This window comes from Tessaracoccus luoxuelianae (genome assembly GCF_055326245.1).
On record NZ_JBUZNO010000006.1, the window covers coordinates 114,277 to 131,572 of the forward strand.

At 69.7% G+C, this 17,296-nt stretch carries 12 protein-coding genes; 11 read left to right on the forward strand and 1 reads right to left on the reverse strand.

The genetic code is table 11. The features are described 5' to 3' along the window. Window positions 1-7: 7 nt before the first annotated feature. A complete protein-coding gene (locus ACZK39_RS10530) occupies window positions 8-1,555 on the forward strand; it encodes an NCS2 family permease (RefSeq protein WP_370585677.1) in 1,548 nt (515 codons plus the stop codon). A 115-nt stretch (window positions 1,556-1,670) separates the two neighbouring features. Next, a complete protein-coding gene (locus ACZK39_RS10535) occupies window positions 1,671-5,072 on the forward strand; it encodes a pyruvate carboxylase (protein WP_463613289.1) in 3,402 nt (1,133 codons plus the stop codon). 9 nt (window positions 5,073-5,081) lie between these two features. Here the strand turns inward: ACZK39_RS10535 and ACZK39_RS10540 are convergent, their stop codons facing one another. Beyond that, entirely contained in the window at window positions 5,082-5,702 is a 621-nt protein-coding gene (locus tag ACZK39_RS10540) for a hypothetical protein (RefSeq protein WP_182781728.1), read from the reverse strand. A gap of 36 nt (window positions 5,703-5,738) precedes the next feature. Here ACZK39_RS10540 and ACZK39_RS10545 point away from each other — a divergent pair, with 36 nt between their 5' ends. The 9 genes from ACZK39_RS10545 to ACZK39_RS10585 all read left to right on the forward strand — a co-directional run bounded on the left by ACZK39_RS10545 (window position 5,739) and on the right by ACZK39_RS10585 (window position 17,280). Beyond that, complete coding sequence (locus ACZK39_RS10545) at window positions 5,739-6,719, forward strand: hypothetical protein (protein WP_182798638.1); 981 nt, start codon at window positions 5,739-5,741, stop codon at window positions 6,717-6,719. A gap of 12 nt (window positions 6,720-6,731) precedes the next feature. Further along, window positions 6,732-7,865, forward strand: coding sequence for an N-acetylglucosamine-6-phosphate deacetylase (locus ACZK39_RS10550; protein WP_463613290.1), 1,134 nt, complete (start codon window positions 6,732-6,734; stop codon window positions 7,863-7,865). 50 nt (window positions 7,866-7,915) lie between these two features. Further along, the gene (locus tag ACZK39_RS10555) at window positions 7,916-8,605 is read left to right on the forward strand and encodes an iron-dependent transcriptional repressor DtxR (protein WP_182781731.1); all 690 of its coding nucleotides are present in this window, start codon (window positions 7,916-7,918) and stop codon (window positions 8,603-8,605) included. Further along, entirely contained in the window at window positions 8,598-9,353 is a 756-nt protein-coding gene (locus ACZK39_RS10560) for a class I SAM-dependent methyltransferase (protein WP_463613291.1), read from the forward strand. Before ACZK39_RS10555 ends, ACZK39_RS10560 begins: the two co-directional genes overlap by 8 nt. 121 nt (window positions 9,354-9,474) lie before the next feature. Next, the gene (gene trxA, locus ACZK39_RS10565; RefSeq protein ID WP_463613292.1) at window positions 9,475-9,834 is read left to right on the forward strand and encodes a thioredoxin; all 360 of its coding nucleotides are present in this window, start codon (window positions 9,475-9,477) and stop codon (window positions 9,832-9,834) included. Window positions 9,835-9,956: 122 nt separating this feature from the next. Further along, a complete protein-coding gene (locus ACZK39_RS10570) occupies window positions 9,957-11,594 on the forward strand; it encodes an NAD(P)-binding protein (RefSeq protein ID WP_463613293.1) in 1,638 nt (545 codons plus the stop codon). Continuing rightward, complete coding sequence (gene nifJ / locus ACZK39_RS10575; protein WP_463613294.1) at window positions 11,591-15,163, forward strand: pyruvate:ferredoxin (flavodoxin) oxidoreductase; 3,573 nt, start codon at window positions 11,591-11,593, stop codon at window positions 15,161-15,163. The genes ACZK39_RS10570 and nifJ overlap by 4 nt, the downstream gene beginning before the upstream one ends. After that, complete coding sequence (locus tag ACZK39_RS10580; protein ID WP_463613295.1) at window positions 15,163-16,176, forward strand: dihydroorotate dehydrogenase-like protein; 1,014 nt, start codon at window positions 15,163-15,165, stop codon at window positions 16,174-16,176. Before nifJ ends, ACZK39_RS10580 begins: the two co-directional genes overlap by 1 nt. Window positions 16,177-16,194: 18 nt before the next feature. Further along, a complete protein-coding gene (locus ACZK39_RS10585) occupies window positions 16,195-17,280 on the forward strand; it encodes a calcium/sodium antiporter (protein ID WP_463613296.1) in 1,086 nt (361 codons plus the stop codon). The last annotated feature ends 16 nt before the right edge of the window (window positions 17,281-17,296 follow it).

Below are 17,296 nucleotides of genomic sequence, written 5' to 3' on the forward strand. Positions count from 1 at the left end.
ACCGTCCGTGGTTACCAATACTCCCAAGGCAGCACGGCTGCACCCAGAAACCGAGCCCCCGCGATCCGGCCTCGACGGATTCTTCGAGATCACCAAGCGCCACTCCACCGTCGGTCGGGAGATCCGCGGCGGCCTGGTGACGTTCTTCGCGATGGCCTACATCATCGCCCTCAACCCACTCATCATCGGCACCGCCGTCGACAAGAGCGGCAACCTCATCTCGGGGCAGCCGAAGTTCACCGACGCCGCCATGACGGTGGTCAACGACGCGGCGGTCGGCCAGTCGATCGGCATGGTCGCGGCGGCCACGGCGCTGATCGCGGGCCTCCTCACGCTCGCGATGGGTGTCATCGGCCGGTTCCCGATGGGCCTGGCCACCGGCCTGGGCCTCAATGCGCTGGTCGCCTACGTCCTGGCGCCCCAGATGACCTGGCCGCAGGCCATGGGTCTGGTGGTGTGGGAGGGCATCCTCATCTTCATCCTGGTGTTGACCGGCTTCCGCACGGCGGTCTTCAAGGCCATCCCACGGACGCTGCGCACGGCCATCTCCGTCGGCATCGGCCTGTTCATCGCCTTCGTCGGCCTGATCAACGCCGGCATCGTGCGCAAGCCCGCCGGCGCGCCCCCCGTCGAGCTAGGCATCAACGGCTCGCTCATGGGCTGGCCCATCGCCGTGTTCTTCCTCGGCATCATGGTGCTCATCGCGCTGCACGTGCTGAACGTCAAGGGCGCGATGCTCATCTCCATCCTCGTGGCGACGGTCGCCGCGGTGATCATCGAGGCCATCGCGAAGATCGGGCCGCAGTTCACCGCTGACGGACTCAACCCCGTCGGGTGGTCGCTCAACGTGCCGCAGCTCTCCAACCTCGCCCTGCTGCCGGACCTGGGCCTGATCGGCCGCGTCGACATGATCGGCGCCTTCTTCCCCGAGGGCGAGTTCTCGATCACCAACTTCCTCGCGCTGGCCATCCTCGTGTTCTCCCTGTTGCTGGCCGACTTCTTCGACACCATGGGCACCGTCGTGGCCGTGGGCAGCGAGGGTGGGCTGCTGGACGAGCACGGCATGCCGCCGCGCACCACCGAGATCCTGCTCGTGGACTCCGTGGCCGCCGCGGCCGGTGGCTTGGGCTCCGTGTCGTCGAACACCTGCTACATCGAGTCGACGGCTGGCGTCGGCGAGGGTGCCCGCACGGGCCTCGCGTCGGTGGTGACCGGCGCTGCCTTCCTGGCGGCGATCTTCCTGGCGCCGCTGATCAACATGGTGCCCTCCGAGGCCGCCGCACCGGTCCTCGTCTTCGTCGGGTTCCTCATGATCGCCCAGGTGGTGGACGTGGACTGGAACGACGCCGAGGTGGGCATCCCCGCGTTCCTGACCATCATCCTGATGCCGTTCTCCTACTCGATCACCACGGGCATCGGCGCCGGTTTCCTCGCCTACGTGTTCATCAAGCTCGTCAAGGGGCACGCCAAGCAGGTGCACCCGCTGATGTACGTGGTGGCGGCGCTGTTCGTCATCTACTTCATCCAAGGCGCCCTCATCGGCCTGATCAACTGAGCCCAACCTCCCGGCCCACGCGGCCGCGACACAGCCCATCGGGATCCGTCAAGCAACCACGGATGGCGATGGAAGCGTCAGTGTCGCGTCCGCGTGGGCCGGTAGTCTGTCGCCCATGTTCCAGAAGGTATTGGTAGCCAATCGAGGCGAGATCGCCGTCCGCGCCTTCCGCGCGGCCTACGAACTCGGCTTCCGCACCGTCGCCGTCTTCCCGTACGAGGATCGCAACGCGGACCACCGGATCAAGGCGCAGGAGTCCTACCTCATCGGGGAGGAGGGCCATCCGGTCCGCGCCTACCTGGACATCGACGAGATCATCCGCGCGGCCAAGGAGTCCGGCTCGGACGCCATCTACCCCGGATACGGCTTCCTCTCGGAGAACCCGGACCTCGCCTCGGCCTGCGCGGCCAACGGCATCACGTTCATCGGCCCCTCCGCCGACGTGTTGACCCTGGCCGGCAACAAGGTGCGCGCCATCACCGAGGCGCGCCGCGTGGGCGTCCCCACCCTCGCGTCCTGCCCGCCCTCCACGGACACCGACGAGCTGATCAGGGCCGCCGAGGAGATCGGATTCCCCGTCTTTGTCAAGGCTGTCGCCGGCGGCGGGGGCCGCGGAATGCGCCGCGTGGACGACCCCTCCAGGCTGGCCGACGAACTGGGCGCGGCCATGCGCGAGGCCGAGGCCGCGTTCGGAGACGCCACCGTCTTCATCGAGCAGGCCGTCGCGGCACCGCGACACATCGAGGTCCAGATCCTGGCAGATACCCAGGGCAACGTGGTGCACCTCTTCGAGCGGGACTGCTCCATCCAGCGCCGGCACCAGAAGGTGATCGAGATCGCGCCCGCGCCCCACATCTCGCAGGAGCTGCGCGACGCTCTCACTGCGGACGCGGTGAAGTTCGCTCGTGCCATCAACTACACCTGCGCCGGCACCGTCGAGTTCCTTGTCGAGACCGAGGGTGAGCGCGCGGGGCGTCACGTGTTCATCGAGATGAACCCGCGCATCCAGGTGGAGCACACCGTCACCGAGGAAATCACCGACGTCGATCTGGTGCAGGCGCAGATGCGCATCGCCGCCGGCGAGTCCCTGGATGAGATCGGCGTACGGCAGGACGAGCTGCAGATCCGCGGGGCCGCGCTCCAGTGCCGGATCACCACCGAGGACCCGCAGAACTCGTTCCGCCCCGATACCGGCCTCATCACCGCCTACCGCTCCGCCTCGGGGGCCGGCATCCGGCTCGACGGCGGCACCACCGGAACCGGCGTCGAGATCAGCCCCCACTTCGATTCGCTGCTGGTCAAGCTCACCGCCCGGGGCCGCGACTTCCCGATGGCCGTTGCCCGAGCCCGTCGGGCGCTGGCGGAGTTCCGCGTCCGTGGCGTGGCCACCAACATCCCCTTCCTGCGGGCGGTCCTGGACGATCCGGACTTCGCCGAGGGCGCTGTCACGACGGCGTTCATCGACCAACGCCCGTATCTCCTCCACGCGCGCACCCCCGCGGACCGGGCCACGAAGCTGCTGCGGCACCTCGCCGAGGTGACGGTCAACCGGCCCAACGGTGAAGCGCCGACCACGCTCGAACCCCTGACGAAGCTGCCCAAGGCAGACCTCGCCTCGCCCGCGCCCGACGGCGCCCGCCAGCGGTTGCTGGCGCTCGGGGCGGAGGGCTTCGCGCGGGAGTTGCGCGAGGCTGTGCCCGTGCGAATCACCGACACCACCTACCGCGACGCCCACCAGTCGCTGCTGGCCACCCGGGTGCGCACCCGGGACCTGCTCGCCGTCGCCCCCACCCAGGCGCGCCTGCTGCCGCAGATGTTCTCGGTGGAGTGCTGGGGTGGGGCCACCTACGATGTGGCGCTGCGGTTCCTCGGCGAGGATCCGTGGGAGCGCCTCGCCACGCTCCGCGAGGCGATGCCCAACCAGAACCTGCAGATGCTGCTGCGCGGCCGCAACACCGTCGGCTACACCCCCTACCCCACGGAGGTGACCAATGCCTTCGTCGCGGAGGCGGCCGCCACGGGCGTGGACATTTTCCGGATCTTCGACGCCCTCAACGACGTCGAGCAGATGCGCCCGGCGATCGAGGCCGTGCGCGGCACCCCGTCGGTGGCGGAGGTGGCGCTCTGTTACACCTCCAACCTCCTGGACCCGGCCGAGAAGATCTACACGCTGGACTACTACCTGCGGCTGGCCGAGCAGATCGTCGACGCCGGCGCGCACATCATCGCCATCAAGGACATGGCCGGCCTGCTGCGTCCCGAGGCGGCCCGCCGGCTCGTCACAGCGCTGCGTGACCGGTTCGACCTGCCCGTCCACCTGCACACCCACGACACCACCGGCGGCCAGCTCGCCACGCTGATGGCGGCCATCGACGCCGGCGTCGACGCGGTGGACGTGGCCAACTCGGCGATGAGCTCGACGACGTCGCAGCCCCCGATGTCCGCACTGGTGGCGGCGCTGGACCAGACCGAGCGCCAGTCCGAGCTGGACCCACAGGCTGTGCTGGACCTGGAGCCGTACTGGGAGGCGGTGCGCAAGATGTACCGGCCGTTCGAGTCCGGGCTTCCCGCCCCGACGGGCCGCGTGTACAGCCACGAGATCCCCGGGGGGCAGCTGTCCAACCTTCGCCAGCAGGCGATCGCGCTGGGCCTGGGGGAGAAGTTCGAGGCCATCGAGGACATGTACGAGGCGGCCGACAAGATCCTCGGCCGGCCCACGAAGGTCACCCCGTCGTCGAAGGTGGTGGGAGACCTCGCCCTGCATCTGGTGGCGGTGGGCGCGGAGGCCGCCGCATTCGAGGCGGACCCGCAACGCTTCGACATCCCGGACTCGGTGATCGGATTCCTCAACGGCGAGCTGGGCGAGCCCGCCGGCGGCTGGCCCGAGCCGTTCCGGAGCAAGGCAATCGAGGGCCGCCGCACGCCAGCGCGCGTGACCGAGGTGGCCGACGACGACCTCGCCCTCCTCGCCCAGCCCGGCCGCACCCGTCAGGAGACCCTCAACCGGCTCCTGTTCCCCGGCCCCACGAAGGAGTTCCAGCAGCAGCGTGAGGACTTCGGGGACATCTCCGTGCTGCCCACCGTGCCGTACCTGTACGGCATGGAGCGGGGCAAGGAGTACCCCATCACGCTGGAGAAGGGCGTCACGCTGCTGGTGGGCATCGAGGCGATCTCGGAGCCGGACAAGCGCGGCAAGCGGAGCGTGATGTGCCTGCTCAACGGCCAGATCCGCCCGGTGCGGGTGCGCGACCTGAAGATCAAGTCCGAGGTGGCGACGGCGGAGCGCGCCGATTCGAAGAACAAGGGCCATGTCGCGGCGCCGTTCAGCGGTGCCGTCACGCCGACGGCCGAGGAGGGCGCGAGGGTCGCGGTGGGGGATCAGGTGGCCACCATCGAGGCCATGAAGATGGAGGCCGCCATCAACGCCCCCGTCGCGGGCGTGGTCAAGCGAGTCGTCCTGACCGGCACCACGCAGCTCGAGGGCGGCGACCTGGTGCTGGTGATCGATCCCGAGTGATCGGCGGGGCTAGGCGGTGGTTCCCACCACCACCACGTCGAGGTGCGGCTGCCCTGAGGCAACGGTGAGTACCTCGATGAGGGGGGTGAGGAACCTCCGGTCCTCGTCGGTCAGCTCGGGGTGGTCGAACGCCGCGCGCAACCCGGCCAGTGTCTCGACGGCGTGCACGTGCTTGGCGTAGCCGGCAACCTGTCCCGGCTGGATGCGCAGGGCGATGCCCAGGTCGCGGTCCGCGAGGCTGCGCAGCGAGTAGTCGCTGTTGAGCCCGGCCCGGGCGAGGTTCCATTCGGTGCGCTCGAAGGCGGCCTCGTCCCAGACCACCCTCCTGGTGGCGGCGGCCAACTCCTCCAGCCACGCGATCAGCACCCGCCACGACGGGGCCACCCGGTCCGGGGCGATGTAGGCGCCGTCGAGCAGCGCGTCCACGTCCGCGCTCGAGGGCGCGGCGGGATCGACGGCCATGGAGGGGTCGCGGCGAAGGAGGGGACGCAGCCAGCTGCGGTGTGCGGGGGCGGGGCGGGCAAAGTAAGCGGCCGCCGAGGCCCGAAGCCGTTCGGCGAGGGCGGGGGAGGCGCCGAAGATGTCGCGCACATCGTCGATGGCGATGGCGCACGCGACGAGCTGTTGCATGCATCCAACGGTAACCGTGGGCGTACCATCGGCACAGTGAATCCGAGAACTCGCCGCATCATCGTCACGGGCGTCCTGGTGGCGCTCGTTCTCATCGCGGTGATCGGCGCCATCCTGCCTGCCTGGGCCGAGGACGTCGAGCCGCCGGAGGGTTCCACGCCGGTGGTGGGCATGGCCTACGGCTCGGGCTCGTCGACGCTGTGGCTGGCCGGTCCGTCGGCCGACGACGGGGTGGTCGTGTCCGCGGAGGACGGCAGGGAGATCTCGTTCGGGGGTGACCCTGAATCGGTCCAGGCGCTCGCCTGGCGGGGAGACCGGTTGTGGGTGGGCGACATCGGTGATCCGGACGCGTCCCGTGACTTCGTGGTGGTGTTCCGGCTCAGTGAGCTGACCGAGTCGCGGCTGACCTACTTCGCCTACGACTTCGTCTACGAGGACGGACCGCACGACGCGCAGGCCATGATGATCTCGGGCCGCGGCCGCATCTACATCGCCACCGCAGGGGCGGACCCCGGCATCTACCGCGCCGAGCTCGAACCGTCGCGTCAGGAGATGAACACCTTGACCCGCGTCGTCGACGCTCCGGAGGGAGTCACGGACGGGGTGTTCCTCTCCGACGGCACCACACTGGCGCTCCGAACGGGCGTGGGCATTGAGTACATCGACGCGCTGACGTGGGAGCCGTTGGCCACCGACACCATCATCGGGGCCCCTGAGGGCGAGTCGCTTGCAGTGGGGCCGGATGACCAGATCTTCGTCGGCGGCAACCCTCTGATCCGCGAGGTCGAGGTTCCGTCGTCGGACGTCACCACGACGGTCGCGCCCCCGGTGGATCCATCGGCATCGGCATCCCCCTCGCCGGACGCCTCGGCGTCCGCGTCGCCGTCGGCCAGCGCCGAGGCGGAGGTTCCCGGGCCGGAGTCGGCCCCGGCGCGCACCGGCACGACGATCGCGCTGCTGCTCGCCGGCCTCGTCGCCCTGATCGCCGGCGCGGTGACCTTCCTCGTCCGCACCTGATTGGATGAGGCCATGGCCCATCAGCTCACCGTCGCCCACGCCGTCACTCCGGAAGGGGTGATCGACGACGCCACCATCGTGATCGAGGGCGGACGGATCGTGTCCATTGAGCCGGCCGGGGGAGGGGGCGCGCTGTGGGCGGTCCCAGGCTTCGTCGACACCCACTGCCACGGCGCTGTCGGCGTCAGCTTCGGCGACCCGGACCCGGCCCGCAACCTCGAGGCCATCGCGTACCACCGGACGCACGGCACCACCACGATGTTCGCCAGCACCGTCACCGAGCCGTTGGAGAAGCTGGAGGCGCAGTTGGCGGTCCTCCGCGCCCTGCATGATGCGGGCGATCTCGCGGGCATCCACCTCGAGGGCCCGTTCCTGGCCCCGGAGCGCAAGGGCGCCCACGACGAGGCGCTCCTGCGGGTCCCGGACCCGGCCTCGGTCGAACGGCTCATCGCCGCGGGCGGCCCGGCGCTGCGGATGATCACCCTCGCCGTGGAGCTCGAGCATGCCGAGGCCGCGACCCGTCGCTTCACGGAGGCGGGTGTGGCGGTGGCGTTCGGGCACTCCGACGCGGACGACATCCGGACCGCGGAGTCCATCGAGTGGGGCGCCACCGTCGCCACCCACCTGTTCTCAGCGATGCGCTCGATCCACCACCGCGACCCCGGCCCGGTGCCGGTCCTGCTGGCCGACCAGCGCGTGATGGTGGAGCTGATCTGCGACGGTGTCCACCACAAGCCCGTGATCGCCGCGATGAGCATCGACGCCGCGACACCCCGCCGCGTCGCCCTGGTCACCGACGCCATGAGCGCCACCGGCAAGGGCGACGGGCGCTACATCCTGGGTGAGCTCGAGGTGGAGGTCTCCGACGGCACCGCGCGGCTGGTCACCGCCGACGGAGCAGCAGGCGCGATCGCGGGCTCGACCTTGACGATGGACAAGGCGTTCGAGTTCGTGGTGCAGGAGGTGGGGGTGAGTATCCCCGACGCGGCCCTGATGGCGGCCACCACGCCCGCGGCCTGGCACCGGCTCGACGATGTGGGCCGCCTCGCGCCCGGCTGCCTGGCCGACGTCTGCCTCGTCGACGACGATGGGCGCCTGCACGCCGTGATGCGTCGCGGCGAATGGGTGGTCCCGCCTCGGCCCTGATCGTGCCGCGTCCACGACACTAGGATGGGCGGCGAAGGGGGCAACCGGACATGAGCGACCTGATCGACACCACGGAGATGTATCTCCGCACCGTCTACGAGCTGTTGGAAGAGGGGGTGCAGCCCCTCCGTGCCCGGATTGCCGAGCGGCTGCACCAGTCCGGCCCCACCGTGTCCCAGACCGTCGCCCGCATGGAGCGCGACGGCCTCCTGCACGTCGACACCGACCGAACGATCCGCCTCACCCGCACCGGGGCCACGCTCGCCCGCGACGTGATGCGGAAGCACCGCCTGGCCGAGTGCCTGCTGACCGAAGTGATCGGGCTGGAGTGGGAGAAGGTGCACGACGAGGCCTGCCGCTGGGAGCACGTCATCTCCATCGACGTCGAGAAGCGGCTGGTGGCCATCCTGGATTCGCCCACCCGCTCGCCCTACGGCAACCCCATCCCGGGGCTCAAGGAACTGGGCGTGGACGTCGAGCACACGCCGTTCCGGGAGCACGCGGACCCGCTTGCTGACCTCGTCACAGATCAACCGCAGCGCTTCGTGCTGCAGCGGATGAGCGAGAATCTGCAGGCGGATCACGGCATGCTGCCCGCGCTCGCTGCCGCCGGGTTCAGGCCGGGCGTCTCGCTCCTGGCCCACCGCGACGTGGACGTGGTGCGCGTGGACATCGACGGAGTCACCACGGACGTGGGTCTGTTCGCCTCCGAACTGCTGTTCGTGAGTCGCGATGAGTGAGAACCACGAGGAGCTGAGGTGGCTCGGGACGAGCGGCCCGGGCGCCATGGAGGACGTGCTGAGCCGCGCCTACGGCGGTGATCGGACGCCCTACGAGTGGTTGGCGCGCTCGGTGTCGGCCTCGGCGTCGACGGTGCTGGACCTGGCCTGCGGCGCCGGTGCGATGATCGAGCGGCTGCAGCGGCCCGGCCGGACGGTGATCGGGCTGGACCGCTCGGAGGCGGAGCTGGTCGAGGCGGCGCATCGTCACCGCGGACCGCTGGTGCTGGGCCACGCGTCGTACCTGCCCTTCTCGGACAACAGCTTCGACGCCGTGGTCTCGTCGCTGGGCATCGCCGTCGTGGCGGACCGGCCGCGGCTGATGTCCGAGGTGTCGCGGGTGCTCCGCCCGGGCGGCGTGTTCGCCGCGCTGACGCCGTCGCTGCGCCCCGCCAACACCCAGGACCTGCGGCTGGTCACCCGGCTGGCCCAGATCCTTCGGGTGGCGCCGCTGCTGCCCGGGATCACAGAGTTCCGGGCGCGCGACGCGCTCCTCGCCGCCGGCCTCACCAAGGCCGAGGACCGTCGGGCGAAGTACTACGTGGAGGTCGCGAACCGCGAGGACGCGGAGCGGCTCTTCGCCGGGCTCCGCGGGGCGACGACCCGGAACCGCACCATGGCCGCCGTCGACTTCCTCGTGGCCCGCGCCGAGCAGTCAGGGCCGGTCCGGGTACCGCTGCCCATGCGCCGGCTGATCGCCATCAAGTAGCCGATCCGAAGGTCGGCTACGCTGGGCCATACCCCACGGGGTGTCCCACTGCGGGAATACCGCGCCGCAGTCGCGTGTTGTACCCCGCGACGAACGACACAAGGAAGAAAGGGGATCGCCCATGGCGACCACAGCCCTGACCGCAGAGAACTTCAACGACACCGTCAGCGAGAACGAGGTCGTGCTGATCGACTTCTGGGCCGACTGGTGCGGCCCGTGCAAGCGCTTCGCGCCGATCTATGAGGATGCCTCGGCCCGTCACGACGACGTTGTGTTCGCCAAGGTGGACACCGAGGACGCCCGTGACGTGGCCGCCGCGTGGGAGATCCAGTCCATTCCCACCATCATGGCCTTCCGCCGCGGCAACCTGGTCTTCCGCCAGGCCGGCCTGCTCAACGGCAAGCAGGTGGACTCGCTCATCGAGCAGATCAAGGCCCTGGATATCGACACCCTCGTCGCGGAGGCGCAAGCCAAGCCGTGAGCGTGAGCCACAGCTGACGCGAAAGGCCCGCTTTCACAAGCGGGCCTTTTGTCTGCCCCCAGGTCTCCCGGCATACCCCGCCCCCCTACGATGCTTGGTAGTAGCTACGAAAAGGGGCAACGATGGCCGCCGAGCGCAGGGACATGACAGTCCAGCCGGATCTCAGTCACACAGCGGGGCGGGTGGCCCCGGTGCGATCCCGGAAGCCGATCTATCTGGACATGCTTCCGCCGTGCAACGCGGGCTGCCCTGCAGGGGAGAACATCCAGGAGTGGCTGCGGCTGATCAAAGCGGGCGAGGCGGAGGCGGCGTGGCGTCAACTCGTCACCGACAACCCGTTCCCGGCCATCCACGGCCGCGTCTGCTACCACCCGTGCGAGACGGACTGCAACCGCAAGGACCTCGACGAGGCGGTCTCCATCCACTCCGTCGAGCGCTATCTCGGAGACCTGGCGATTGAGAAAGGCTGGCGCGTCCCGCAGCCCCGACGCCGCTCCGGCAGGCGCGTGATGGTGGTGGGCTCCGGCCCGGCCGGCCTCTCCGCCGCCTACCACCTTGCCCGGCTCGGCCACGCCGTGGAGATCTTCGACGCGGGCGACAAACCCGGCGGGATGATGCGCTACGGCATCCCCGAGTACCGGCTTCCGCGCGACGTGCTGGACGCCGAGCTGCTGCGGTTGGTGGAGCTCGGCGTGGTGTTCCGGCAGAACACCCCCATCAAGGATCTTCTCGCCACCCAGCGCGATGGCGCGTTCGACGCGGTCTTCGTGGCAGTGGGTGCCCACATCTCCAAGCGAGTCGACATCCCGGCGGCAGACGCCACCCGTGTGCTGGACGCCGTCAGCTTCCTGCGCGACGTCGCCTCCGGCGAGCGCCCCATCATCGGGCGCAAGGTGGCGATCTACGGCGGCGGCAACACCGCGATGGACGCCGCTCGGGTCGCGCGCCGGCTCGGCGCCGAGGAATCAGTGGTGGTGTATCGACGCAGCATGGCGCAGATGCCCGCCCACGCCGACGAGCTGGAGGGAGCCCAGGCCGAAGGCGTGCAGATGAACTGGCTGCGGACCATCACCTCGATGAACGACGAGGACCTCACCGTCGAGATCATGGAACTCGACGAGGACGGCAAGGCCCGCGGCACCGGGGTGTTCGAGAGGTTGGAGGCGGACACCGTCATCCTTGCCCTCGGCCAGCGTGCCGACACCCACTTCCTGCGCGCCATCCCCGGGATGAGCTTCAACGACGACGTGGTGGAGGTGGACCCGCACAGCCTGATGACGGCGGTGCCGGGCATCTTCGCCGGCGGCGACGCCGTGCCGTCGGACCGCACCGTCACCATCGGCGTGGGCCACGGCAAGAAGGCGGCCCGGCGGATCGACGCCTGGCTCAACAAGGAGGAATGGGTGCCGGTGGAGAAGCACCCGGTGGTCACCCTCCCGATGATGAACCTGTGGTATTTCGGTGACCACGAGCGCCGTGTCCAGGCCGAGACCGACATCGAGGAGCGGCTCGAAGGCTTCGGCGAGGTGGTAGCGGGCCTCACCGACGCAGAGGCCGCCTACGAGGCCGACCGGTGCCTGAGCTGCGGCAACTGTTTCGAATGCGACGGCTGCCTGGGCGCCTGCCCCGAGGACGCGGTGATCAAGCTCGGCAAGGGCAACCGGTACCGCTTCGACTACGAGAAGTGCACCGGCTGTGCCAGCTGCTTCGAGCAGTGCCCCGTCCACGCCATCGAGATGATCCAGGAGGGCCCCCGATGAGCACCAAGGCCATCATTGACGGCAACGAGGCGGCGGCCGACGTCGCCTACCGCGTCAGCGAGCTGTGCTCGATCTACCCCATCACCCCGTCGTCGACGATGGCGGAGCTGGCCGACGAGTGGTCCGCGCACGGCCGGGCCAACATCTACGGCCAGGTTCCCACCGTCATCGAGATGCAGTCCGAGGGCGGCGCGGCCGGAGCCATGCACGGCGCCCTCCAGGGCGGTGCGCTGTCCACCACGTTCACGGCGTCGCAGGGCCTGCTCCTGATGATCCCCAACATGTACCGGATCGCCGGCGAGCTCACCTCGACGGTGTTCCACGTGGCCGCGCGATCCCTGGCCACGCAGGGCCTGTCCATCTTCGGCGACCACCAGGACGTGATGGCCGTCCGGCAGACCGGGGTGTGCCTCCTGAGCTCGGCCTCCGTGCAGGAGGCCCACGACATGGCCGCGGTGGCGCACTCGGCCACGCTGCGCACCCGGCTGCCGATCGTGCACTTCTTCGACGGGTTCCGCACCTCCCACGAACTCAACACCCTGACCAAGCTCACCGACGACGAGCTGCGCCAGTTCATCCCCCGCGAGCTGGTGATGGAGCACCGCGCCCGTGCGTTGAGCCCCGCCAACCCGTTCATCCGCGGCACCGCGCAGAACCCCGACACCTACTTCCAGTCCCGCGAGACGGCCAACCTGTACTACCAGTGGGCGCCGAAGGTGATCGCCAACGAGATGGACAAGTTCGCCGAACTCACCGGCCGCCGCTATGGGCTCGTCGAGTATCACGGCGCGCCGGATGCGGACCGCGTCGTGGTGATCATGGGCTCCGGCGTGGAGGCCGTCACCCCCGTCGTGGACCGCATCAACGAGGCAGGGGGGCGCGTCGGCGTCATCCAGATCCGTCTCTACCGGCCGTTCCCCACCGACGCGTTCCTGGCCGCACTGCCGGCCAGCGCGAAGAGGGTCGCGGTGCTGGACCGCACCAAGGAGTCGGGCGCCTCCGGCGAACCGATGTTCCTGGACATCACCTCGCTGTTGGCGGAGGCTGTCGCGGGCGGGCTGCGCGACGAGCTGCCGATCACCATCGGCGGCCGCTACGGCCTGTCGTCGAAGGAGTTCACGCCCGCCATGGTGCAGGCGATCTACGAGGAGCTCGGTCTCGATTCGCCCAGGCCGCGGTTCACCGTCGGCATCCACGACGACGTCACCCATCTCTCGTTGGACTACGACCCGACGCTGGACCTGGAGAACCCCGAGACCCTGCGCGCCGTCTTCTACGGCCTCGGCTCGGACGGCACCGTCGGCGCCAACAAGAACACCATCAAGATCCTCGGCTCCTCCGAGGACACCTTCGCGCAGGGCTACTTCGTCTACGACTCGAAGAAGTCGGGGTCGAGGACGGTGTCGCACCTGCGCTTCGGGCCTCACCCCATCCACGCGCCGTACCTGATCAACCAGGCGGGCTTCATCGGCTGCCACCACTGGTCCATCCTGGAGCGGGTCGACGTGCTCGAGTTCGCCAGGCCCGGCACCGTGCTGCTGCTCAACGCCCCCTATGGGCCGGAGGGGACCTGGCATCAGCTGCCCCTTCCTGTTCAGCGCAGGATCATCGAGCTGGGGATCAAGGTCTACGTCATCGACGCAGGGAAGGTCGCGCGCGCCGCCGGGCTGGGCAGCCGCACCAACACCATCCTGCAGACCTGCTTCTTCGCCATCTCCGGCGTCCTGCCACGCGACAAGGCCATCGACAAGATCAAGGACGCGATCACCAAGACCTACGCCCGCAAGTCCGCCGAAGTGGTGCGCAAGAATCACGAGGCCGTGGACGCGGCGCTGGCCGAGCTGCACGAGGTGGTCGTGCCGGACTTCGCCTCCTCGGATCACGGGTTCATCCCGCCCGTGCCGGCCAACGCGCCCAAGTTCGTGCGCACCGTCACCGCGACCATGCTGACGGGTCGCGGCGACGACCTGCCGGTCTCGGCGCTGCCGGTGGACGGGACGTACCCGTCGGGCACCACCAAGTTCGAGAAGCGCAACATCTCCGAGATCGTGGCCGAATGGGACGCCGAGTCCTGCATCCAGTGCGGCAACTGCGCGTTCGTCTGCCCGCACTCGGTGCTGCGCGCCAAGAGCTACCCGGCAGACGCCATCGGCGACGCGCCGGAGGGGTTCCAGTCGGCGCCGCTCAACGCCGCCGGCCTGCCGCAGACCCGCTACACCCTCCAGGTCTACGTGGAGGACTGCACCGGCTGCGGGCTGTGCGTGGAGGCCTGTCCGGTCAAGCCGGTGGACCAGCCGTCGCGGCGCGCGATCAACCTGGTGCCCCTGCTGGAACGGGAGAAAGAAAAGGAGGCGGTCGAGTACTTCGAGACCATCCCGCAGAACGACCGCTCCCGGGTGGACTTCGGCACCATCCGCGGCACGCAGTTCCTGGAGCCCCTGTTCGAGTTCTCGGGCGCCTGCTCCGGCTGCGGCGAGACCCCGTACCTCAAGCTGCTCAGCCAACTGTTCGGGGACCGCGCCACGATCGCCAACGCCACCGGCTGCTCCTCGATCTACGGCGGCAACCTGCCGACGACGCCCTGGGCCAAGAACGCCGCGGGCCGCGGGCCGGCCTGGTCCAACTCCCTGTTCGAGGACAACGCCGAGTTCGGCCTGGGCATCCGCCTGGCCGCGGACCTGCACGAGAACCTCGCCCGCACCAGGCTCGCCGAACTCCGCGACGAGATCGGCGATGACGCTCTGGTCGACGGCATCCTGGGCGCGCCCCAACGCCAGGGCTCCGAACTGACCGCGCAGCTGGAGCGGGTCAACCGGCTCAAGGAGAAGCTCGTCGGGCTCAAGGGGATCGCTGCGGAAGACCTGCGCAGCGTCGCGGATCACCTGATGCGCCGCTCGGTGTGGATCGTCGGCGGCGACGGGTGGGCCTACGACATCGGCTCGGGTGGCGTGGACCACGTCCTGGCCTCCGGGCGCAACGTCAACATCCTTGTCCTGGACACCGAGGTGTATTCCAACACCGGGGGCCAGGCCTCGAAGTCCACGCCGCTGGGCGCCGTCGCGAAGTTCGCCTCCGGCGGGAAGCTGACCAACAAGAAGGACCTGGCCATGCAGGCGATGGCCTACGGGTCGGTCTACGTGGCCCGCGTGGCGATGGGCGCGGACCCGCAGCAGACGCTCAAGGCGTTCCGCGAGGCAGAGGCCTACGACGGCCCGAGCCTGATCATCGCCTACAGCCACTGCATCGCGCACGGCTACGACATCCGCAAGGGCCTCGAGCAGCAGTACCGGGCCGTCAACTCCGGACACTGGCCGCTGATGCGCTACAACCCCGTCATCCGCGACTCGGGCGGCAACCCGTTCCTGCTGGATTCGCCGCGGCCGCGGATGTCGCTGCAGAAGTACCAGTCCGCCGAGCTGCGCTACAAGGTGCTTCGCGCGGCGGATCCCGTGGAGGCGGACCGCCTCCTTGCCCTGGCGCAGGAGCAGGTGGACCGCAAGTGGTCCGAGTACGAAGAGCTCGCCGGCCGGGGCGCTCACCAGTTCGCAGCCGATCCGAGGAACCGATGATGACCGATCTCGCCACCACCTACCTGGGGCTCACCCTGCGCAACCCGGTCGTCGCGTCCGCAGGGCCGCTGTCGCAGACGGTGGCCGGCGTGAGGGCGCTGGCCGACGGCGGCGTCGGTGCCGTCGTGCTGTACTCGCTGTTCGAGGAGCAGCTGCGCCGCGAGGCTGAGGCGGTCGCGGCGCTGGAGGAGATGTACGAGGACTCACACGCGGAGGCGCTGTCCTACTTCCCGACGGTACCGAGGGCGGCCCACGACGCCAGCCACGCCTACCTCACCCTGGTGGAACAGGCGGCCGCGGCCGTCGACGTCCCCCTCATCGCCTCGCTCAACGGGGCCTCGGTGGGCGGCTGGACGCAGACGGCGCGCCAGCTGGAGGAGGCCGGAGCCGCCGCCATCGAGCTCAACATCTACTTCGTGCCCGGCGACGTGATGATGTCGGGCCACTCGGTGGAGGAGCGGCACCTGGCCATCCTCGCCGCGGTCAAGGGCGCCGTCGGCATTCCCGTGGCGGTGAAGCTCAGCCCCTACTTCTCCTCGGTGGGCAACATGGCGGTCCGCCTCGACGCGGCGGGGGCGGACGGCCTGGTCCTGTTCAACCGGTTCCTCCAGCCGGACATCGACCTGGACCGCATGACCGTGGAGTCCGGGGTGACGCTGTCGTCTCCGGTGGAGGCGCGGCTCCCGCGGACGTGGATCTCGGTGCTGCACGGCGCGGTGGAGGCCTCGCTGGCCGCCACCACCGGTGTGGACACGGCCGACGACGTGGTCAAGTACATTCTCGCCGGCGCGGACGTGGTGATGACCACCTCGTCGCTCATCCGACGCGGGCCGGCCTATGCGCAGGTGCTCGTCGACGGCCTCGGCCAGTGGCTGACCGCTAAGGGCCTGACGCTGTCCAAGGCCCGCGGGCTCCTGGCGGTGCCCGCGGAGGCCGCGCCGGACGCCTACGAGCGCGAGGGCTACGTGTCGGCACTGCAGAAGGCGCAGCACACCTACGGTTCGCTGCGCTGACGTCCCTACGATAGGGGCGTGCTGACAGACGTCCTCCTCATCCTCGGCGGTCTCGTGCTGCTCGTCCTCGGCGGCGAACTGATGGTCAGGGGAGCGGGGTCGCTGGCCAGGCGCCTGGGAATGTCGCCGCTGGTGGTCGGTCTCACCGTGGTCTCAGTCGCGACGTCGGCGCCCGAGCTGGCGGTCACCGTCGACTCGGTGCTGGCGGGCGCCCCGGAACTGGCCGTCGGCAACGTGATCGGCAGCAACACCGGCAACGTGCTGCTCATCCTCGGCGTCGGCGCGCTGATGGCGGCGCTCAGCGTGCAGCGCCAACTGCTGCGCTTCGACCTCCCCGCCATGGTGGGCCTGTCCTTCGTGCTGCTGCTGCTCAGCCTCGACGGTTCCCTCGGCCTGATCGACGGCGTGATCCTGATGGCTGCCTTCGTCACCATCATGGTGACCACCGTCATCCTCGGCAGGAGGGCGGTGGCCCGGGAGGCAGCCTCCGGCGGCGACGACGCGGAGGTTGAGGCCCCCTCCCCGGTGTGGGTGTCGGTGGCGTTCGTCGCGGTGGGGGTCGCGGCGCTGGTGTTCGGCGCACAGCTGCTGGTCCGGGGGGCGGTGTCCATCGCCTCCGGACTGGGGGTCTCGGAACTGATTATCGGCCTGACCATCGTGGCCCTGGGGACGTCGCTGCCGGAGCTGGCCGCAACGGTCGCGGCCGTGCGCCGCGGCGAGGTCGACATCGCGGTGGGCAACATCGTGGGGAGCAACATCGCCAACATCGGTCTCATCCTGGGTCTTCCCGCACTGTTCTCGCCCGGTGGACTGCCGGTGCCGGCGTCGTCCGTGGCGCTGGACCTGCCGCTGATGATCGCGGCCGCGTTGGCGCTCGGCACCGTCGCGTTCACAGGGCATCGGGTGGTGCGGCTCGAGGGCGGCGTGTTCGTCGCCCTGTACGCGGCGTACCTGGGTTACATGGTGCTGGCCTCCGCGGAGCACGACGCGCTGCGCGGGTTCTCGCTGGTGATGGTGGCGTTCGTGCTGCCGCTGCTGCTCGTGGTGGGAGCGGTGACGGTGTGGGAAGAGGTCCAGCTGCGCCGATCCCGACCAGCTGGTTGAGCCAGCCGGGCGCGTA